Below are 21,200 nucleotides of genomic sequence, written 5' to 3'. Positions count from 1 at the left end.
CCATGGGACAGCTCGAGGGCAAGACCGCGCTCATCACGGGCGGTGCACTGGGCATCGGCCTCGCGGTCGCCCAGCGCTTCGCCCGTGAGGGCGCGCGCGTGATCCTCGCCGACCGCAACGGCGAGGGAGCGGCCGCTGCGGCGGCGGCGATCGGTGAGAACGCCCGTGCCGTCACGATGGACATCTCGGACGAGGACGCGGTCGCCGCGGCCTTCGCCGAGGTCGAGGCGGCCGGTTGGGCGCCCGACGTCGTCGTGGCCAACGCCGGCGTGCAGCTGTTCGGGCAGGATGCGCAGGCGGCCGACCTCGACCTGGACGTCTGGCGACGGACGATCGACATCAACCTGACCGGCGCGTTCCTGACGGTCAAGCACGCGGTGCGCTCCATGCTCCCGCGCGGCGGCGGGTCGATCATCCTGACCGGCAGCCCCACCGCGGTCAACGGCGAGGGCAAGGACTTCACCGCCTACAGCGCGTCGAAGGCCGGCATGCACGGCCTCGCCCGCACCGTCGCGGCGGCGTACGCCGACCGCGGCATCCGCGTGAACACGGTGCAGCCCGCCTACACCGAGACGCCGCTGGTGGCCGCGATCAGCGAGGACCCCGCCTCCCGCGCCGCGATCGTCAGCCGCATCCCGATCGGTCGCGCCGGCACCCCCGACGACGTCGCGGGCATCATGGTGTACCTCGCCAGCGACGACGGCGCGTTCGCCACGGGTGCGACCTTCCAGGTCGACGGTGGCATGACCTCGCTCTGACCCCGATCACGGACTGCTCACCTGTCACGATCCGCCGCCACTCGTGGCACATCGTGACAGGTGAGCAGCATCTCCGGACGAACACGAACTGCTCGCCCGTCACGAACTGCCGCCACCCGTGGCACATCGCGACAGGCGAGGCGAGGATGGGACGATGACGGACCTGTGGAACGGCGAGCCGGCACGCGAGTGGCGGAGCGGCGCGTGGTCGCTCGAGCTCCGTGACGACGAGCTCGCCGACATCTCGTACCACGGCAGCGTCGTGCTCCGTTCGGTGCGCGCGGTGGTGCGCGATCGCAACTGGGACACCGCCGGCCTCGTGGTCGACCGCATCGACGCGTCCGGCATCGCGCTGACGCTGCACGTGCACACGACCGGGCTCGGCTCAGATCTCCGCGGCATCGTCCGCGCCGAGGTGCGCGGCGCCGGGCGCCTGCGCGTCCTCGCCGACCTCGAGTCGGCGTCGGACTTCGAGACCAACCGCACCGGCCTCGTCGTGCTCCACCCGCCGACTCTCGCGGGATCCACGCTGCATGTCCGCCACTCCGACGGCGCGGTGGTGCGCTCGCGGTTCCCGGCCGGCATCAGCCCTCATCAGCCGGCGTTCGACATCGCGGCCCTGTCCTGGACGCACGACGGACTCGACGTCGACGTGCGTTTCGCGGGCGACGTCTTCGAGATGGAGGACCAGCGCAACTGGTCGGATGCCTCGTACAAGACGTACAGCCGTCCCCTCGCGCTCCCCTTCCCCTACTCTCTCGCCGCCGGTGAGCGCGTCGTCCAGTCGGTCGACATCGTCGTGTCGGGGACGCCCGGCACCGTGGTCGACGACCCGGTCACCCGCATCCGACTCCAGGAGGGCCCGGCGCTGCCCGCGATCGGAGTGTCGGCGTCGACCGCTCCGGACCCCACGCCCGACTTCGCCGCCCTCGGCGGGACGGTGCTCGTCGAGCTCGACCTCGCGACGCGCAACTGGCGCGCGGCACTCGACCGCGCCGCGGCATCCGGGCTCCCTCTCGACGTGAGGTTCGTCCTCGCGGACGCCGACCCGGCCGCCATCGACCACGCCGTCCGCGCGCTCCACGGCCTGTCGGTCGCACGCGTCACCGCGTTCCCGCCGACCGGTCCGGCGCGACACGTCTCGGACCTCGAGGCGATCGCCGCGCTACGCCACGCCCTCGCCGAGGCGGGGATCGAGGCCGAGGTCGTCGGCGGGGCGCGCTCGCACTTCACCGAGCTCAACCGCGAGCACCACCGTCTTCCGCGAGGCCTCGACGGGATCGTGTTCAGCAGCACGCCGCTGTTCCACAGCCTGAGCACCGCCCAGCTGGTCGAGTCCGTCGGCATGCAGCGGGTCGCCGCCGGGCAGGCCGTGCGCCTCGCCGGCGGGCTGCCGGTGCACATCGGGCCGATCTCGCTGCGCCCGCACTTCAACGACGTGGCGACGACCCCGCCGCCGATGCCCGAGCACGACGACCTCCGCGACGGTTACGGCTCGGCGCTGACAGACGCCGTCGATGCGCGCCAGGCCGCCCCCGAGCTGGCCGCGTGGACCGTCGCGAGCGCCGCCGCCTTCGCGGTGCCCGGCGTCGCGACCCTCGCCTACTTCGAGGAGTGGGGCCCGCGCGGGCTGCGCACGGCCGACAGCGCCACACTGCCGGTCTTCGACGCCGTCGCCGCCCTCGCGGCTCTCGCGGGCGAGCCCGGCCTCCGCGGCGACTCCCCGGACGGCCTCGTGTGGGCGCTCGGCGCCCGCACCGCCGGCGGCGACGTCGTGCTCGTCGCGAACCTCGACCGCCGGCCCCGGGCCGTCGAGATCGAGCTCCCGGGCGGCGACACCCGCGCCGCAGACGTCGACCCGGGTACCTTCCAGCGCCTCTGACGCGGGCGGAACTCGGAGATCCGGCGAAACGCGGACGCCCGCGCCGGCAACGCTCCGAGTTCCGCCAGATCTCCGAGTTCGGTCGGCGGTCAGGCCTCGCGCCAGACGCGCACGTCCCAGGGCGCGAGGGTGACTTCGGCGCCGACCGTGTGCACCGCGTCATCGAGGACGGATGCTGCCGCCCGCGCGACGACGACCGTCCGAGGCTGTGGCGACCAGTTGTGCACGACCCACACCCGGCCCCGCTCCCCGGCGAGGGAGTGCGCCGTGACCGAGCTCGGGCGCGCCGCCAGGATCCCGTCGGGCGTACCCGCCACGCCGGCGATCACGTCGGCGAGCGTCGCGCGGTCGAGGAGCGTGCCCACCACCGTGATCGAGCCCGCACCGACGTCGCGCCGCGTCACCGCGGCCCACCGTCCGAACAGCTCGTGCCCGTAGCCGAGCAGGATCTCGGCCCGGGCGGGCTCGAGCCCGTCGACCCAGCCGTGGGCGCTCCCGACGACCTCGCCGTCGCGCACGACCTCGACCGGCGCGGCGAGCGCCGCGAACTCGCGGTAGCCCACGCCGGCCGCCGCGCCGACGATCGCCGGTGCCAGCGCCGCGCGCATGCGGCCCTCGTCGTCGCCGTACCCCGTGCGCGGACCCAGCACGAGCCGTCCGCCGAGGCGCGCGTACTCGACGAGCGTCTCGAGGGTGGGATCGGATGCCGCCACCAGCCCCGCCACCACGAGCACCGGGAAGCGCCGCACGAGCTCGTCGGCCTCGGGCAGCTGGCGCTCGTTCACGTATCCCACCTGCAGCCCGGCATCGATCGCGGCGCGGCCGAAGGCGCCCACGATCCGCACGTACGACCCGCGGTCCCCCTCGGATCCGGTGCCGAGCGGCGGCTCGAACGTCATCATCCACTCGCTGTCGTGCGCGTACACGAGGCCGAGGTCGGCGTCGGGCGCAGCATCCGTCAGCCATCCCGCCGCAGCGGCGAACTGCCGGCCGATCCCGGAGACCTCCGCGTGGATGCGGCCGGGTTCGAGATCATGCCCGAGGATGCCGCCCCAATGCACCTCGGCGCCCGAGTGCAGGGTGTGCCAGTGCCAGTACGACACGAGCCGCGCCCCGCGCGCGACCAGCAGCCAGGCCGCCTGCGCGAGCTGCCCGTCGTAGGGTGGGCGCGTGAGCCACGCGGGGCCGATCGACGCCGCGCCCGTCTCGGTGACGAGGAACGGCCCCTGCGTCGTCGCGCGCATGCGATCGGCCATGAGCACGAACTGCGGGACGTCGTCGGCGTACCACTGGCCGCCGGCGCCCTCGCGGTCGAGGTCGAGCGCGTCCTGAGCGAGGTAGTAGGCGTTGCCGCTGGCGATGTCGAGCTGCGCGCCGACCGCGACGTCGTCCATCGCCGGCCGGTTGTACGCGATACAGGTGGTGAGGAAGGTGTCGTCGTCGACGAGCTCACGGACCATGCCGGCCTGCCACCCGATGAAGTCCGCCGTGAGTTCCGCCTGGAACCGGCGCCAGGCGAGGTCGTAGGCCGGGGTCGTGTTGCCGGCCGGAGCCCACAGCTCGTCCCAGTCGGCGATGCGGTGCGACCAGTACGTCAGTCCCCACTCCCGGTTCAGCGTCTCGACGTCGCCGTAGCGCTCCGCGACCCACTCGCGGAAGCGCTGCACGACGTCGTCGTTGTGGATGAGATGGAGTCCCGCCTCATTGTCGAGCTGCACCCCGATCACGGCGGGGTGACGCCCGTGGCGCCCGATCACGGCGCGGATCACCCGCTCGGCGTAGCCGCGGAAGAGCTCCGATGTGTAGTCGACCTCCTGCCGCCCACCCCACGGCACCGGCGAACCGTCGCGCCGCACCACCGCGAGCTCCGGGTGTGCGCGGGCAAGCCACGGCGGCACCGCGTAGGTCGGGGTGCCGAGGATGACCCCGATCCCGTGCCGTGCTGCCGCGTCGAGGATCGGGGTCATCCACTCGAGGTCGAACTCGCCGTCGCGCGGCTCCCACGTGGACCAGACCGACTCGCCGACGCGGATGCATGTGATCCCTGCCTCGGTCATCAGGTCGAGGTCGGTCTCGAGGCGACTCGGATCGGGCAGGTACTCGTTGTAGTACGCCGTACCGAGCCGCGGGCCGCCCCGCCACGCGCGGAGGCGATCGACGGATGCCACGGCTCAGCCCCCGATCCGCGTGATGCGCAGCGCGAGCGCCTCGCCCTCCGGCAGCTCGACGGGAGCGGATGCGCGGTCGTACGCGTCGTTGCGCTGCACATCGTCGAGCGTGAAGGCCCGGCCGACCGGCGTCACCGTCATGTTCCACGTGTCGATGACGTCGACCTCGAACCGGTCGCCAGGCTCCGGCCGCTCGCCGGGAACGCCGATCGGCAGGCGGAAGTCCCACGTCGCGGGTGCCGAGGCGCCGAGATACTGCACGTACAGGCGGCGCGGGATGCCGGCGACGTACGCCGGGTCGTCCCACTTGTCGATCGGGTCGAGCCCCGCGCCATCGACCTCCTCGAGCACCGCGCGCAGGAAGCCCAGCCGCGCCGGCGAGTCGCCGCGGAGCGGTCCGCCCTCGACCATGTGGAGGCTTCCCGACTCGGTCGCGAAGCTCTCGCCGTGCGAGGCGTACGTGCCGGCGACCGTGGCGATCCAGAACTGGTGCACGAGCTGCTCGGCGTCGAGGTGCCCCCAGCGGTCGGGGATGTCGCCCTCGTACTTGATCTCGTCGAGCACGACCGGCTTGCCGTAGACGTCGCGGTACAGGTTCGCGCGGCCGAAGTCGGTCGTGACCGCGCCGTTCTGGATCGACGCGTGCGTGACCCACGGCTGGTTGTTGTCGTACAGCTCGATCCAGTTGTGGATCGATCGGAGGTGGTCGTACGGGTCGATCTCGGCGAGCAGTTCGCCGGTGCGGTCCCAGCGGTCGTCCGGGCGCTCGAGCTGGTCGAACTCGTTGCAGAGCGACCACCACACGTGGGGGAAGGCGGCGAGCCGCGCGACGAGGTAGCGCAGGTAGATCGCGTCCTCCTCCTCGGTGAGCTCGTTCAGGCCGAACTGCCCGCGGTCGTACGCGTTGTAGATCAGCACGTCGGCCTGGATGCCGCGCTCCCCGAGCACCTCGACGGCGCGGTCCAGGCGCTGGAAGAACTCCGGCACGGGCTTCGTGACATCCCAGCGCCCGCCGGTCTTCTCGAACGGCATGAGCGTCGGGACGTGCTCGATGTACCCGCCGCCCTGCGGGAACACCATGAAGCGGAACTTGTTGAAGCCCGCCTCGGCGATCCCGTCGACGGTCGACGAGAACAGCGGCTCGTCCTGGTGGAGCCAGTTGTACGCGGTCGCGCCGACAGGCCGGAACGGCGTGCCGTCGGCGTGCGCGAAGTGGAAGCGGTGCGCGACACGCACCGGCCCGTGGTCGCCGCCGCGCACCACCTCGAACGTGCCCGACCGGCCCGAGAGCGCAGCATCCGTGCTCTCGCTCGTCCACGACCACTCCCCCTCGAGGTCGGGCGCGAACCGCACGCGGTAGGTCGTTCCGCCGTCCCAGAATCCGGGCACGACGCGCTCGGTTCCGGATGCCTCGTGCCGCACGCGCAGGGTCAAGGGCGTGCGGTCGGCGGGGATCGCGTCGGTGCCGGCGAAGGTCAGCTCGACGGGGCGGTACAGCTCGGACTGGGGAGCGCGGAACGCTGAGGACACGGGGATTCTCCTTCGATGTCGTATCCGTGTGAGGTGCAGGGGTTCAGTGCGCGCGGCGTGAGCTCTCGCGCACGATCAGCTCGGGTTCGTAGACGCGCTGCGTCGTGGCGCCGTCGGCGCGCGGGCCTGTCCCGCGCTCGATCGCCTCGAACAGCAGGTCGACCGCGGCCGCACCGAAGTCGTCGTGGCGCGCGCGGACGCTCGTGAGCGGGATGAGGGATGCCTCGGCGAACTCGTTGTCGTCGTAGCCGACGAGCGCCATCTCACCTGGCACCGAGACCCCGCCGGCGACGAGCGCCTGCAGCAGGCCGAGGGCCAGCACGTCGTTCGCCGCGAACACGCCGTCCGGGCGCTCGGCCGCAGGGCGAGCCGCCAGGGCCGCGCCGACCGCGCGTCCGACGGCGATCGACCGCTCGGCGACCTCGATGACGTCCGGAGGATCGATGGATGCTGCCACCGCCGCGGTCCGCATGCCGTCGAGCCGGTCGGCCACCTGTTGCACGGGCAGCGGGCCGCCGACGAAGGCGAGGCGGCGGCATCCGTTCGCGATGAGGTGCTCGCCCGCCTGCCGGCCGCCCGACACGTCGTCGATCGACACCGACGGCTGGAGCCCATCGCACGCGCGTCGTCCGACGAGGACCGAGGGTGTGCCGCGCTCGCGCATCGCGGCGAGCCTCGCCTCAATCGGCTGGAACGACGACACCAGGATGCCGCGCACCTGGCGCTGCTCGAAGGCCTCGAGGTACGCGTCCTCGCGCTCGCGGTCGCCGTGAGAGTGGGCGAAGAACACCGTCATGCCGAGCCGCTCGGCGCGGTACTCGACCTCCTGGGCGATCTCGCTGAAGTGGGGGTTGCTCACGTCCGGCGAGAGGTAGCCGATGAGGCTGCTCACGCCCAGGCGCAGCTGGCGGCCCGCGCTGGACGGCACGAAGCCGAGTTCGTCGATCGCCTCGGCGATGCGGCGCGCCCGCTCGGCCGACACCCGGTCGGGGTGGTTGAGGTAGGCCGAGACCGTCCCCACCGCCACACCGGCGCGGGCGGCCACCTGGCGGATGCCCGGGCGCGACATGTCAGCGCCAGTCGTGCTCGGCGACGAACCCGAGCCGCTCGCGGATCTTGCGGGTCGACATGAGCGACTCGAACCCGCCGAGGTCGGAGGCGAGAGGGGTGCCGGGGAACCAGCGCGCGGCGACCTCGCGGGAGGGCGCCGCGTTGCCGGAGTCCGGCGCCGCGACGTTGTACACCTCGAACCCGGGTTCGGCGGCCTCCAGCGCGAGGGCGACCGCGAGCGCCCCGTCGCGCGCATCGACCCACGAGCCGACGAGGTCGCGGCGGTAGCCGGGCTCGGCGGCGCGCTCGAACGTCGCGTACTCGTCGGGCCCGACCACGTTCGTGAAGCGCAGCGCGGTGATCGAGGTGTCGGGCGTCCATCGCACGAGCTGGGCGGCGATCGCCTCCTCCGCCACCTTGCCGAGGCCGTAGGTGTTGTTGGCGCTCGTGTACGTCTCGTCGACCGGCAGCGAGGGCGGCGCCTCATCGAAGGGGAAGCCCATGGCGGTGATGCTCGACGCCAGCACGATCGTGCGGATGCCGGCGCGGTGCGCGGCGAACAGCGCGTTGAACGACACGGTGACGTTGTTGTGGAACGTCGCCGCATCGGGCACCAGCCCGTTCACCGGGATCGCCGCGAGATGCACGAGGGCGTCGAGCCCGTCATGGCGCGCGGTGACCGAGAGGAACGCGTCGAGGGTCTGCCCGAAGTCGGTGAGGTCGACCCGTGTGAAGCCCGGGCCCGGCGTCCCCGCGAGGTCGAAGCCCGACACGACGTGGCCGTCGGCCCGCAGCCGCTCCACCGTGGCCCGCCCGAGCTTGCCTCCGCTGCCGGTGACGCCGATCCGCATGTCGTACCTCCGTGTACTCGCACCGCGCACGCAGCTTGAAACGTTTCGATCTCCGTGCGACACTCACTGTACACGCAAATTCTGAAACGTTTCGAACCTGCTCACCTGTCACGACCTGCCGCCTCGTCGCGCACATCGTGACAGGCGAGCGGTGAGAAGAGAGGACCCCGATGTCCGTCATCGTCGACGCACCCCGCATCGAACACCATCGCGAACCGCTCGGCATCGGAGAGCGGATGCCGCGCCTCTCGTGGCGCGTCGCCTCAGCCCCGTCGGGCTGGCGCCAGACGTCGTACTCCGTCGAGGTCGATCGCGGCGGCGAGGTCACGACCTACGTCATCGACTCCGGCGAGCAGGTGCTCGTGGCGTGGCCCGCCGAGCCGCTGCGCTCGCGGGAGATCGTCTCGGTCCGGATCTCGGTTCGTGGTGAGGACGGCGCGTGGTCCGCAGCATCCGTCCCCACCGTCCTCGAGGCCGGGCTGCTCGAGCCCTCGGACTGGGTCGCCCGACCGGTCGGCGCGACGCGCAACGAGAACCCCATGTCGGACGAGCGGCGCCCCTCGCTCGTGCGCCGCGGCTTCGACGTGCGCGACGGGCTCGTGCGCGCCCGCCTCTACGCGACCGCGCACGGCGTCTACGAGGCCGAGCTCAACGGCCGGCGGGTCGGCGACGACGCGCTGTCGCCTGGCTGGACCGTGTACGGCAAGCGCCTGCGGTACTACACGTACGACGTGACCGACCTCGTGACGCCCGGGGGCAACGCGCTAGGGGCGTGGCTCGGCGACGGCTGGTACCGCGGTCGCCTCGGCTGGCGCGGCGGCTTCCGCAACCTCTACGGCGACGACCAGTCGTTCCTCGGCCAGCTCGAGCTCACCTATGCCGACGGGTCCCGCGAGATCGTCGCGACCGACCACTCGTGGCGTTCGGCGCCGAGCCCGATCCTCGCGAGCGGCATCTACGACGGCGAGGACTACGACGCGCGCGAGGAGCTGCCCGGCTGGTCCACCCCCGGCTACGACGACTCGGCGTGGGAGGGAGTGCAGGAGCGCCACCGCGATCCCGCGACGCTCGTCGCGCCGACCGCTCCTCCGGTGCGCTCGACCGAGGAGGTCCACCCCGTCGCGGTGCTCACCGGGCCGAGCGGCTCGCGCATCCTCGACTTCGGGCAGAACCTGGTGGGCCGCGTGCGGATCCGGGTCTCCGGCGAGGCCGGCACCACGGTCAGCCTGCGCACCGCGGAGGTCATGCAGGACGGCGAGATCTACACGCGCCCGCTGCGCGCCGCGCGCTCGACCGACAACTACACGCTCGCCGGCCGCGAGGTCGAGGAGTGGGAACCCCGCTTCACCTTCCACGGCTTCCGCTACGTCGAGGTCACCGGCTGGCCGGGTGACCTCGACGCCGATGCCGCCGCCGGAGCCCTCGTCGCCCGGGTCTACCACACGGATCTCGAGCGCACCGGCTGGTTCGAGTCCTCGGATCCGGCGCTGAACCGCCTCCACGAGAACGTGCGCTGGGGCATGCGCGGGAACTTCGTCGACATCCCCACCGACTGCCCGCAGCGCGACGAGCGGATCGGCTGGACCGGCGACATCCAGGTCTTCGGGCCGACGGCATCCACCCTCTACGACGTCTCGGGCATGCTCTCGGGGTGGCTGCAGGACCTCGCGATCGAGCAGCTGCCCGACGGCACCGTGCCCTGGTACGTGCCGGTGATCCCCGCCGACAAGGCGTGGACGCCGATGCGTCCGGGCGCCGCGTGGGGCGACGTGGCGACGCTCCTCCCGTGGACGCTCTACGACCGGTTCGGCGACGTCGGCGTGCTGCAGGCGCAGTGGGACAGCGCCCACCGCTGGGTCGACCTGCTCGAGCGGCTCGCGGGGCCCTCGCGGCTGTGGGACTCGGGCTTCCAGCTCGGCGACTGGCTCGACCCGGCCGCTCCGCCGGACGACCCCGCCGACGCCCTCACCGACCGCTACCTCGTCGCGACCGCGTACTTCGCGAAGTCGGCGCGGACGGTGGCGCGCATGGCCGAGGTGCTCGGGCTGGCCGACGAGCGGGCGCACTACGACGCGCTCGCCGACGAGGTGGTCGCCGCCTTCGAGGCCGCATACGTGAACGCCGACGGCACGATGACCAGCGACGCCCAGACGGCGTACGCCCTCGGTCTGCAGTTCGACCTGATCAGCGATCCCGTGAGACGGGATGCTGCGGCCACCCGCCTCGCCGACCTCGTGCACGCGGCGGGCAACCGCATCGCGACGGGCTTCGTCGGCACGCCGCTCGTCTCGGACGCCCTGAGTTCGGGCGGCCAGGTCGCGGCTGCGTACGACCTGCTGCTCGAGCGCGAGTGCCCCTCGTGGCTGTACCAGGTCGAGCAGGGTGCGACGACCGTGTGGGAGCGGTGGGACTCGCTGCTCCCGGACGGCACCGTCAACCCGGGGCAGATGACGTCGTTCAACCACTACGCACTCGGCGCCGTCGCCGACTGGATGCACCGCGTCATCGGCGGGCTCGCCCCCGACGCCCCCGGCTACCGCCGCATCCGCTTCGCCCCGCGCCCCGGCGGTGGACTGACGTCCGCCTCGGCCCGTCAGCTCACCGCGTACGGCGAGGCGGCGATCTCGTGGCGCATCGAGGACGGGCAGCTCCACGTCGAGGCGACGGTCCCCGTCGGCGCCGAGGCCGTGTTCGACCTCGACGGCGCCGACGAGGAGACGCTCGCTCCGGGCACGCACACCCGCGTGGTGCCCGTGCCGGCGGGGGCTGCTCCGGTCCGCGCCGCACTCCGCGCCTGACCCTTCCCGCCCTGCCCCGCCCTTCGGGGCCTGAGTCGCCAAGACGCGCCGGTACGTCCCACCCACGCCCGGCGTGTCTTGGCGATTCGCATGCGTGCTGCGGGCCAACGAATGACGAGCGATTTCGGATGCTGCGGCCCGCGGCATCCGAAATCCCCGGTCGATGTGTGAATCCACACGTCGTCAAGGGTGGCGTTCTGCGCGGAGAGTGAATATCCTTTCGTTAGCGAATCCGAATACACACCGGATCGCCACGATCGGAGACGCTGTGCCCCTGACGCCCTACACCCGGCCCGCGGACGGGCAGGTGCGCCTGCTCACGAAGGTCGCGCGCATGTACCACGAACGGGGTGTCCGCCAGGCAGACATCGCGGCCGCGCTCAATATCTCACAGGCGAAGGTCTCCCGTCTGCTCAAGCGGGCGGAATCCGTGGGCATCGTGCGCACGATCGTCACAGTCGCACCCGGCGTCTACGCCGAGCTCGAGGAGCAGCTCGAGGAGAAGTACGGTCTCGCCGAGGCCGTCATCGTCGACGTCGACCCCGAGGCCGACGAGGGCGAGCTGCTGGCCTCGCTCGGGGCGGGGGCGGCCGCGTACCTCGAGGCGACCCTCTCGGGCGCCGACCGCATCGGCGTCTCGTCGTGGAGCCAGACGATCCTCGCGATGGTCGACCGCATGCGCCCGTTCACGGTGCGCGGCGCGACCGAGGTCGTGCAGCTGCTCGGCGGCGTCGGCGCCCCCGAGGCCCAGAGCCACTCGAACCGCCTGCTCGGCGAACTGGCCCGCACCCTCGGCGCGGAGCCCGTCTACGTGCAGGCTCCGGGCGTCGTCGGCGACCCGGCGATCCGCGACAGCCTGCTGCAGGACCCCTCGATGCAGGAGGTCGCGCGCCACTGGAACGAGCTCACGATGGCGATCATGGGCATCGGCAGCATCGAGCCGTCCGACGCCCTCGCCGCGAGCGGCAACGCCTTCGCCGCCGAGGAGCGTCAGGCACTGCTCGACCGGGGCGCCGTCGGCGACATCTGCCACCGCATCTTCCGCGCCGACGGCTCGCTCGTGCGCGGCGCGCTCGACGACCGCATCATCGCGATCACCGTCGACGGCCTCCGCCGCATCCCGCGCCGCGTCGGCATCGCCGGCGGCGAGCGCAAGCTCGAGGCGATCCACGGCGCCCTGGCCGGGGACTGGGTCACGACGCTCGTGACCGACCTGCGCTCGGCCGAAGCTCTCGCCGCGCGCTGACGACCCGCGCCCCGCCCCGCCCGGCCCGCGCCGCGCCCCGGGCGGCAGCATCCATCCCCGCCTCCCTAGGCGCCGAGACAGAGGATCCTCGTCGAGACCGGGGCCGTCGCCCCAGGTCTCGGCGCAATTCCCCAGTCTCGGTGAGACGACAGTTGACGGACGAGACCCCGGGTGAACCCCAGGGTCTCGTCCGTCAACTGTCGCCTCACGGTACGGGGGACCGCCCCGACCCGCCGGCGGGCGACGGTGTCAGTCTGCAGAGAGCGACTCGGCGAGGCGCTCGACGCCGAGCCGGGGGCTCGTGAGCACCGGCACGTCGACCGACACGGCCTCGGCGGCGGAGGCCATGGAGGCCTGAGCCAGCACGATCACGTCGGCCTCGGCCGCGCCGCGCTCGATGGCCGCGGCGACGAGGCGGTCGTGGGTCGGGCGGTCGCCGCCCGCGACGGCCGCGAACGCGCCCTCGATGACCTCGCTCGTGAACTCCGGGTCGACGCCGGCGAGGGCCGCGCGCTCCTGGAGCAGGCCCAGAGTCGGGCGGCACGTGGTCGGCAGTGTCGCGAGCACGCGGATGCGGCGACCGCTCCGGACCGCAGCATCCGCCATCGCCTCATCCACGCGGAGGACGGGCACACCTGCCACCGCGGCGGCAGGTGCGGCGAGCTCGGAGATCGACGAGCACGTGAACATCACGGCATCCGCTCCCCCGGCGGCCGCGGCGCGCACGAGGTCGTCGATGCGCTCCGGCACAGAGGCCGCGCGCGCGTCATCGCCGAGGTCGGCGACGATGCGGTCGTCGAGGTAGTTCACGACGGTCGCGCCGGGGAGGAACTCCGCCGCCAGCGCGCCGAAGGGGGCGATGTTGACGGCTCCGGTGTGGAGGAACGCGATGCGCGGCGCGGAGGAGCTCATGCACCCAGCCTTTCAGCTTCTCAGCCCTTGAGGGCGCCGCCGGACATGCCGGCCATGATCTTCTTGTTGAGCGTCAGGAACAGGATCAGCAGCACCACGATGTTGATGCTCACGGCCGCGAACAGCGGGCCGTACTGCGTCGACCCGTACTCGTCGCTCAGGCTCAGGAGGCCCACCTGGATCGTCGCGAGCTCAGGACGGGTCGTGAACGTCAGGGCGATCAGCAGGTCGTTCCAGACGCTGAAGAACTGCACGAGGCCGATCGTGAGGATCGCGTTCTTCATCATCGGGACACCGATCACGAAGAACGAGCGCAGCGGTCCCGAGCCGTCGACGGTCGCGGCCTCGAAGATCTCGCGCGGCACCGAGCGGAAGTACGTCGCCATCAGGAACGTCGTCAGTGGGAGCCCCATCACCGTGTAGGTGATGATGAGCGGCCACAGCGTGTCGGTGATGCCGATGCGGAAGTACGTGATGAACAGCGGGACCAGGATCATCTGACCGGGCACCATGATGCCCGCGAGGATGTAGAGCAGGACCCCGTTGCGGCCCCTCCAGATCATCACCTCGAGCGCGTAGCCGGCGGCGACGCCGATGAAGACGATGAAGATCACCGACGGGATCGTCACCAGCACGCTGTTGAGCCAGTTGCGCGCGACATTGCCGTTCGTGAGGGCGGTGACGTAGTTGTCGAAGTTCCACGTCTCGGGCAGCGACAGCGCGGGGTTCGAGAGGAACTCCGACTGCGTCTTGAACGAGCCGAGCACCATCCAGACCTGCGGGTACAGCACGACGACCATCAGGACGGCGACGAGGATCCAGACCGGCAGGCGGCGGAGAGCCTTCACCGCGGCGCGCTTGGCACGGCCCGGCCCGGGCTTGCGGACCGTCGGGGTCGCGACGGTGTACGCGGGCTTCTCGGTGTGCGTCAGAGTCATGTCAGACCTCCGCCTTGCGGCGCGACGATCGGAAGATCGCCAGGGTGAACACCAGGCAGAGCGCGGTGAGGAGGACGGCGATCGTCGAGCCGTAGCCGTACTCGGCGTACTCGAACGCGGTGCGGTACATGTACAGCGTCATCGGCGCGGTCGAGGTGCCGGGTCCGCCGCCGTTGAGGGCGAGGAGGCTGTCGAAGACCTTGAGCGTCGCGTTGAGGCTGAAGATGATCGACGACAGCAGGATCGGGAGCGACAGCGGCACCACGATGTGGCGGACGAGCTTCAGGCCGTTCGCGCCGTCGAGCCGGGCGGACTCGATGACCTCCTCGGGGATGTCGAGAAGCCCCGCGTAGAGGAGGACGGCGTAGAAGCCCATCGAGCTCCACAGCGTCATGAGGATCGCGAGGGTCATCGTGCCCACGGTGGAGGCGAGCACCTCGACGCTCTCGCCGCCGAAGAAGTTGATGATGTCGTTGACCGGGCCCTGGTTGTCACCGACGGCGACGAAGCTGCGGAACAGCAGCGCGACGGCGACGGTGGGGAGCACGGTCGGGAAGAACACGAACGTCCGCACGAGCGTCGAGCCCTTGCGCAGGACGAAGACGTACAGGAGCGCGAGGCCGTAGCCGAGGGTGACCTGGCCGATCGTGGCGACGATCGCGAAGAAGACGCTCACCCACATCGACTGCAGGGCGTTCGGGTCGCTGAAGAAGGTGATGAAGTTCTGGACGCCCACCCACTCGAACCCGCGGAGCGAGTTGCCTTCGAAGAAGGAGAGGCCGAGGGACCAGCCGACCGGCACCACCTTCAGGAGGGTGTACAGCACCAGAGCCGGTGCCAGCAGGATGAAGATCGTCTTCCGATCTCCGAAGATCGAGTTCATCTGCGAACTGCTTTCTCTGTCGAAGAGCCGGCTCCCCGGGCGAGGGCCCGGGGAGCCGGTACGGGATGTCAGCCGTTGGCGTCGATGCTCGCCTGGAGCTGCGTCATGTAGTCCTCGGCGGTCATCTGGCCGGTCGTCAGCAGCGTCGCGTTGGTGGAGGCGAGCGAGTTGCTCTTCGAGTCCATCAGCGCCTCGAACCACAGTACGGTCTCGTCGATGCCCGCGATCCGCTCCTGGATCTCGGCGGTGTTCTCCGAGATGTCGGTGACGTCGCCGTTGACCTTGAAGCCCGAGATCACGCCGGCGTCCTGCAGGGCCTGCTGGCCGTAGTTCTCGGCGATGCAGCTGATCCAATCGACGACCTTCGGGCCGAACTGCTCGGCGTTGATGATCATCGGGGCGCCCGCGTTCGCGGCGTACTGGTCGATCGAGCCCTTGCCGCCGTCGACCTCGGGGAACGGCATGAAGCCGACGTTCTCGCCGCCGATCTGGTTGCGGGCCGGGTCGTTGATGGCGCTGAGCAGCCACGAGCCGTCGTAGGTCATCGCGGCCTTGCCGGTGAGGAACATGTTCGAGGACGTGTCGCCGTCGCGCGTCGAGAAGCCCTCGCCGAAGTAGCCGGCGTCGGCGTAGTCGGCGAGCGCCTGGGCGCCCTCGACGTACTCGGGGTCGGTCAGCTTCGCCTTGCCGTCGCGGATCGCGACCATCGCATCAGGGCCGACGTTGCGGAAGACGTACATGCCGAGGATGCGCGTGAGCGGCCATCCGGCGGCACCGGCTTCGGTCATGGGGGTGATGCCCGCGTCCTGGAGCGTGGCGGAGGCGTCCAGGAGGTCGTCCCACGTCTGGGGCTCTTCGATGCCGTTGTCCGCGAAGATCTCCTTGTTGTAGAAGATGCCCTCGACGTTGTACTGGTACGGCATCGAGTACATGCCGCCGTAGACCTGCTCGACGGTGGACGCGGCGGCCGGGAGCACGTTATCCCAGGCGCCCGAGCCCTCGAGCGCCGCCTTCAGGTCGCCGACCAGGCCGGCGGCGTTGAGGTCGCCGTCGGGACGGATGAGCGCGGTGCCCGCGATCGTGTGCGTCGGCAGTGCACCCTGGCTGGCGAGCAGCGTCACCTTTTGGACGGTGTCGGCCTGTGCCACCTTCTGGTGCTCGATCGGCAGGGCCTCGTTCTCGGCCTTGCAGGCGCCCTCCGACAGTGCGGTGAGCTGCTCCTCGAGCACCGGGTTCTCGTTCGCCGTCATGACGGTGAAGGTTTCGGGATCGGTGCCGCCGGCACCGCCGCCCGCCTCCGATGAACCGGGCTCGGGCGTGCCGCTGCCGGCACAGGCGGCCAGCGGCAGCACCGCGGCCAGGGCGATTCCCAGCGCTGCGATGCGGCGACGGTTGCTGCGGGTGTTCATAGCGTCCTCCTTGACGACGACCATGCGGGTGAAAGGTACGACCACGACAGTAGGCACGATTTCGACGTGTGTCAACAGTCAGTACTGAAATTCTATTCACTTTGAGACGATTCAGGGGTTACACTGCATTTCGATGCAGCGTTGCGAGAACTTTCAGCGCCGCCTCCTCTGACCTGTATCGGCCCGCGCTTGCCGCAACACGACGACGAGCACGAGACTGAACGCCACTCGGAAGGAACAGCAATGACCGCCACGACCGCGACGCGGGCTCATGCCCGGCTGCGACCCCTCGGCGCCGACAGCGCGCGCTGGGCGAGCGGCTTCTGGGGAGACGTCCACGATCGCACGCGCGACGTCACCATCCCCCAGATCTGGTCCTCCCTGAGCGACCCGGCCGTCAGCGCCGGGCTCACGAACTTCCGCATCGCCGCGGGACTCGAGGAGGGCGCGCACGCCGGTCCGCCGTTCATGGACGGCGACTTCTACAAGTGGCTCGAGGCGGCCATCGCGCGCCTCGAGACGGACCCCGACCCGGAGCTCGCGGCCCGGATCGAAGAGATCGCGCGACTCATCGCCTCGGTGCAGCGCGAAGACGGCTACCTCCACACGCCGACCCTCATCTCGACGCGCAACCACGAGGACGCCCTCGCCCTCGCCGACCGCTTCAACTTCGAGACGTACAACCTCGGCCACCTCATCACTGCCGGCGTCCGCCATTACGAAGTGACGGGATCGACGACACTGCTGGACGCCGCCCGCAAAGCAGCGGCCTTCCTCGAGGATCTCGCGACCAACAAGCCGCTCGAGCTCGCGCGCAGCGCCATCTGCCCGTCCCACTACATGGCGGTCATCGACCTCTACCGCGCGACCGGCGACGAGCAATACCTGCGCCTGTCGGAGGCGTTCATCCGCGTCCGCGACGACTTCGAAGGCGGCGACGACAACCAGGACCGCGTCCCCGTCCGCGAGCAGACGGTCGTCGCCGGGCACGCCGTGCGGGCCAACTACCTCTATGCGGGTCTCGCCGACCTCGTCGCCGAGACGGGCGACGAGGAGCTCGAGGCGGTCCTCGAGAACCTGTGGCGCGACGTCGTCGACACGAAGCTGTACATCACCGGTGGCGCCGGAGCCCTCTACGACGGAGCCTCCCCCGACGGCTCGCCGTGGCAGAACCAGATCAGCCGCGTGCACCAGGCGTACGGCCGCGCCTTCCAGCTGCCGCACACGACCGCGCACAACGAGTCGTGTGCGAACATCGGCCTGATCCTGTGGGGCGAACGGATGCTGGCGCTCACGGGCGACGCGACCTACGCCGACGTCATCGAGCAGGTGGCCTTCAACAGCCTCCTGTCGAGTATCAGCCTCGCCGGCTCCGAGTACTTCTACACCAACGCGCTGCGCCAGGTGCGGGACCTCCCCTACCCGCTTCGCCGTCCGGGCGACACCGCGATCCACCCGGTGCCGGTGCCCCCGCCGTCGGACGAGCGCCTGCGCGAGTCGTACCTCAGCTGCTTCTGCTGCCCGCCCAACATCGCGCGCACGCTCGCGCGGTTCCACGAGCGCGCGGCGTCGATCGGCGACGAAGGCCTGTTCGTCCACCTCTACGGCGGCAGCACGCTCGACGTGACGACCGACGACGGGCGCCGTCTCGCCCTGCGAGAAGACGGCGACTACCCCTGGAGCGAGCAGATCACGTTCACCGTGACGGATGCTGCCGCCGGGGGTCTTGCGCTCCACCTCCGTATTCCCGGCTGGTCGTCGGGCGCGACGCTCACCGTGAACGGCACACCCGTCGCCGTGACCGAGCCCGGCACGTACACGCGTCTCGAGCGCGAGTGGCGGCCCGGCGACGTCGTCGAGCTGACGCTTCCCATGCCGGTGCGGGTGCTCCGCGCCCACCGACTCGCTGAGGAGGCGACCAACCAGGTCGCCGTGCGCCGCGGACCGGTCGTGTACTGCGTCGAGACCGCCGATCTTCCCGAGGGCGCCGTGCTCGAGCAGGTCGCGCTCCGTCGAGGCACGGCGTTGACGCCGGTCGAAGCCGAGGTCGCGGGCCACCGTGTGATCGCCCTCGACACGGAGGCGGTCATCCTTCCCGGGTCGGACGAGGACGCGCTGTACGACGACCTCGCAGACACCGCGCTCGCGACGGCACCGGTGCGATTGATCCCCTACTTCGCGTGGGGCAATCGCGGCGCCGGCGAGATGTCGGTCTGGCTCCCGCTGGTCTGGTGACGCGCATGTCCTCGTCATCCTTCACGTCCCAGCACGTCGTCGCGACGTACATCATCGAGACTTCGCTGCCCCTGCGGCAGGCCGCCGAGGTCCTCGCCGGCGAGCAGTCCACGGGCACGTTCGTTCGCGTCGAGCGCGAGTCCGACGACCTGCGCGCGCGCTTCGCCGCCCAGGTCGAGTCCATCGACGAGCTGCCTCTCACCGGGGCCTCGCCCCTGCCGGGCGCCGTCGGCGACCCGGCCCTCCGGCGGCGTGCACGGATGCGGCTGCGGTTCCCGCTCGACAACTTCGGTCCGTCGCTTCCGAACCTGCTCGCCGCCGTCGCCGGCAACCTCTTCGAGATCAAGGAGCTGGCGGCCATCCGCCTGGTCGACCTCGAGCTGCCGCCGGCGTTCGCCGAGCGCTACCCCGGCCCCGCGTTCGGGGTCGAGGGCACGCGCCGGCTGGTCGGCCGGCCCGAGGGCGCGCTCATCGGCACGATCGTCAAGCCCAGCATCGGCCTGTCCCCCGCCGACCTCGCCGAGGTCGTCGGTCAGCTCGCCGAGTCGGGCATCGACTTCATCAAGGACGACGAGCTGCAGGGCAACGGGCCGAGCGCACCGCTGGCCGACCGGGTCGCCGCGGTCATGCCGGTGCTCGAGCGCTACGCCGACCGCACTGGCCGCAAGCCCATGTACGCGTTCAACATCACCGACGACATCGGGCGGCTGGAGGCCAACCACGACCTGGTGGTGGCCGCCGGCGGCACGTGCGTGATGGCGTGCATCAACCTGATCGGGCTGCCGGGCCTCGAGTTCCTCCGCAGCCACAGCAGCGTGCCGATCCACGGACACCGTGCGATGTTCGGCTCATTCGGGCGCTCCGAGCAGGTCGGGATAGGGTTCCGTGCGTGGCAGAAGCTCGCGCGCCTCGCCGGCGCCGACCACCTGCACACGAATGGCATCAGCAACAAGTTCTACGAGACGGACGAACAGGTGCTCGACTCCATCGCCGCAGTGCGTGAGCCCCTCCTCGGCCTGACGCCGACGCTCCCCGTGCTGTCGTCGGGACAGTGGGGCGGGCTCGCGCACGCCACCTATGCCGCCGTCGGCACGACCGACCTCCTCGTGCTCGCCGGCGGCGGCATCCACGGTCATCCCGACGGCGCGGCGGCCGGCGTCGCGAGCATGCGCGACGCGTGGGCCTCGGCGGCGCGCGGCGAGAGCATCGACGACGCCTACGAGAGCTCTTCCGCCCTCCGCCGGGCCGCCGAGCTCTTCGGTCCGGTCCGTGCCTAGAGCCGCTCGCGGCGCCGCCCTGTTCTACGGCGACGACTTCACCGGCAGCGTCGACGCGCTGCTGCAGTTCGCGCGGCGCGGCTGGACGGGGCGGCTCTTCACGGGACTCCCGGATGCTGCCGCCCTCCGCCGCGCGGCCGACGAGGTCGACGTGGTCGGCGTGGCCGGCATCTCGCGTTCGCTCGCGCCCGACGAGATGGACGCCGAGCTGCGGCCGGTCTTCGCCGCCTTCGCCGCGCTCGAGCCGGCGATCGTGCAGTACAAGGCGTGCTCCACGGCCGACTCCGCGCCGGGCGTGGGCAGTCTCGGCCGCGTCGTCGAGCTCGCGCGCGAATCGTTCGGCGAGCGCCCGGTGCCGATGCTGTTCGCGCAGCCCGACTTCGGGCGGTACACACTGTTCGGCCAGCACTTCGCCGCTGAGCGGGGCACCGTTTACCGGCTCGACCGCCAGCCGACGATGTCGCACCACCCCTCGACGCCGATGACCGAGGCAGACCTCGCGGTCCACATCGGCCGCCAGACGGACCTGCCCGTCGGCTCCATCCCGCTCGTCGCCTTCGACGATCTCGAGGCGCTGCTGCGCGGCGCCGCCGAGTCGGCGCTGGTGCTCGACGCCCTCACCGACGAGCACCTCGTGACCGTCGGCGAGGCCGTCGCGGCGCTTCCCGCTCCGGTGTTCGCGATCGGCTCGGGCGGTCTCTCCCACGGCATCGCCGCCGCGCACCCGCGGAGCGGGCCCACCATCCCGGCATCGAGCCCCGCGGCCGGGCCGGTGCTCGTCGTATCGGGCAGCCGCTCGGCGCAGACGCGCCGGCAGGCGGATGCCGCCGCCGCCGCGGGCTGGCTGGTGCAGCCGCTGCCGCTCGGCGGGCCTGCACGCGACGCCGTCGTGCCCGACGTGATCGCCGCGCTGCGCGCCGGACGCGGCGTCGTGCTCACCTCCGACGACGCCGACGCGACCTCTGCCGGAAACCGCCCCGTGCTCGAGGCGATCGCCGAGGCGGCAGCATCCGTCATCTCCGCCGTCGCCGACGACGCAGCGGCACGCCGCGTGATCGTGTGCGGTGGCGACACGTCGAGCCGCGTCACGCGCCTGCTCGGCGTGGAGTCGCTCTCGATCGCCGCGAACCCGTGGGGCAACGTCGTGCTGCTGCGGGCGCATGCCGCGGACCCCGCTGTCGACGGACTCGAGCTGCTGCTCAAGGGCGGGCAGGTGGGGGCCGACGCCCTGTTCACCGACGTCGCCGCACTCGGCTCCTGAAC

The 21,200-nt window shown here is 71.4% G+C and carries 15 protein-coding genes; 7 read left to right on the top strand and 8 right to left on the bottom strand.

The genetic code is table 11. The annotated features are described in order from the left end of the window. Positions 1-2 precede the first annotated feature (2 nt). A complete protein-coding gene (locus ACFC1K_RS04910) occupies positions 3-758 on the top strand; it encodes an SDR family NAD(P)-dependent oxidoreductase (RefSeq protein ID WP_310285985.1) in 756 nt (251 codons plus the stop codon). A 154-nt stretch (positions 759-912) separates the two neighbouring features. Further along, positions 913-2,640: a hypothetical protein gene (locus tag ACFC1K_RS04905; protein ID WP_375870685.1), complete on the top strand. Its 1,728-nt coding sequence runs from the start codon at positions 913-915 to the stop codon at positions 2,638-2,640. Positions 2,641-2,729: 89 nt separating this feature from the next. On the opposite strand, the gene ACFC1K_RS04900 is transcribed toward ACFC1K_RS04905, so the two are convergent. The 4 genes from ACFC1K_RS04900 to ACFC1K_RS04885 are packed head-to-tail and all read right to left on the bottom strand — an operon-like array spanning position 2,730 to position 8,239. Continuing rightward, the gene (locus ACFC1K_RS04900; RefSeq protein ID WP_375870684.1) at positions 2,730-4,808 is read right to left on the bottom strand and encodes a beta-galactosidase; all 2,079 of its coding nucleotides are present in this window, start codon (positions 4,806-4,808) and stop codon (positions 2,730-2,732) included. 3 nt (positions 4,809-4,811) lie between these two features. Beyond that, positions 4,812-6,338, bottom strand: coding sequence for a DUF4038 domain-containing protein (locus ACFC1K_RS04895; RefSeq protein WP_375870683.1), 1,527 nt, complete (start codon positions 6,336-6,338; stop codon positions 4,812-4,814). Between the two features lie 43 nt (positions 6,339-6,381). After that, positions 6,382-7,407 (bottom strand): LacI family DNA-binding transcriptional regulator, encoded by a 1,026-nt coding sequence (locus ACFC1K_RS04890; protein ID WP_375870682.1) that lies wholly within the window; start codon positions 7,405-7,407, stop codon positions 6,382-6,384. 1 nt (position 7,408) lies between these two features. Continuing rightward, positions 7,409-8,239, bottom strand: coding sequence for an NAD-dependent epimerase/dehydratase family protein (locus ACFC1K_RS04885; protein ID WP_375870681.1), 831 nt, complete (start codon positions 8,237-8,239; stop codon positions 7,409-7,411). Between the two features lie 170 nt (positions 8,240-8,409). On the opposite strand from ACFC1K_RS04885, the gene ACFC1K_RS04880 reads away from it, so the two are divergent. Then, positions 8,410-11,037, top strand: a complete 2,628-nt coding sequence (locus tag ACFC1K_RS04880) for a family 78 glycoside hydrolase catalytic domain (RefSeq protein WP_375870680.1) — start codon at positions 8,410-8,412, stop codon at positions 11,035-11,037. 268 nt (positions 11,038-11,305) lie between these two features. After that, positions 11,306-12,283, top strand: coding sequence for a sugar-binding transcriptional regulator (locus tag ACFC1K_RS04875; protein ID WP_375870679.1), 978 nt, complete (start codon positions 11,306-11,308; stop codon positions 12,281-12,283). A 249-nt stretch (positions 12,284-12,532) separates the two neighbouring features. Here ACFC1K_RS04875 and ACFC1K_RS04870 read toward each other — a convergent pair whose 3' ends face one another. The 4 genes from ACFC1K_RS04870 to ACFC1K_RS04855 form a co-directional block, all read right to left on the bottom strand. Continuing rightward, positions 12,533-13,195: an aspartate/glutamate racemase family protein gene (locus tag ACFC1K_RS04870; RefSeq protein ID WP_375870678.1), complete on the bottom strand. Its 663-nt coding sequence runs from the start codon at positions 13,193-13,195 to the stop codon at positions 12,533-12,535. A gap of 20 nt (positions 13,196-13,215) precedes the next feature. Continuing rightward, positions 13,216-14,133, bottom strand: coding sequence for a carbohydrate ABC transporter permease (locus ACFC1K_RS04865; protein WP_375870677.1), 918 nt, complete (start codon positions 14,131-14,133; stop codon positions 13,216-13,218). 1 nt (position 14,134) lies between these two features. Next, positions 14,135-15,016, bottom strand: coding sequence for a carbohydrate ABC transporter permease (locus ACFC1K_RS04860; protein ID WP_375870676.1), 882 nt, complete (start codon positions 15,014-15,016; stop codon positions 14,135-14,137). Positions 15,017-15,084: 68 nt separating this feature from the next. Continuing rightward, positions 15,085-16,425: an ABC transporter substrate-binding protein gene (locus tag ACFC1K_RS04855; protein WP_375870675.1), complete on the bottom strand. Its 1,341-nt coding sequence runs from the start codon at positions 16,423-16,425 to the stop codon at positions 15,085-15,087. A gap of 243 nt (positions 16,426-16,668) precedes the next feature. Here ACFC1K_RS04855 and ACFC1K_RS04850 point away from each other — a divergent pair, with 243 nt between their 5' ends. From ACFC1K_RS04850 to ACFC1K_RS04840, 3 genes are read left to right on the top strand one after another with little or no spacing between them, the layout of a single operon-like run. Continuing rightward, positions 16,669-18,660, top strand: a complete 1,992-nt coding sequence (locus tag ACFC1K_RS04850) for a glycoside hydrolase family 127 protein (protein WP_375870674.1) — start codon at positions 16,669-16,671, stop codon at positions 18,658-18,660. Positions 18,661-18,665: 5 nt separating this feature from the next. After that, positions 18,666-19,937, top strand: coding sequence for a RuBisCO large subunit C-terminal-like domain-containing protein (locus ACFC1K_RS04845; RefSeq protein ID WP_375870673.1), 1,272 nt, complete (start codon positions 18,666-18,668; stop codon positions 19,935-19,937). After that, positions 19,930-21,198, top strand: a complete 1,269-nt coding sequence (locus ACFC1K_RS04840) for a four-carbon acid sugar kinase family protein (RefSeq protein ID WP_375870672.1) — start codon at positions 19,930-19,932, stop codon at positions 21,196-21,198. Before ACFC1K_RS04845 ends, ACFC1K_RS04840 begins: the two co-directional genes overlap by 8 nt. Positions 21,199-21,200 lie beyond the last annotated feature (2 nt).

The sequence above is a fragment of the Microbacterium sp. NPDC056057 genome, from assembly GCF_042266945.1.
GTDB classification, from domain to species: domain Bacteria; phylum Actinomycetota; class Actinomycetes; order Actinomycetales; family Microbacteriaceae; genus Microbacterium; species Microbacterium trichothecenolyticum_C.
This window is presented reverse-complemented; position numbering and strand designations above follow the sequence as displayed.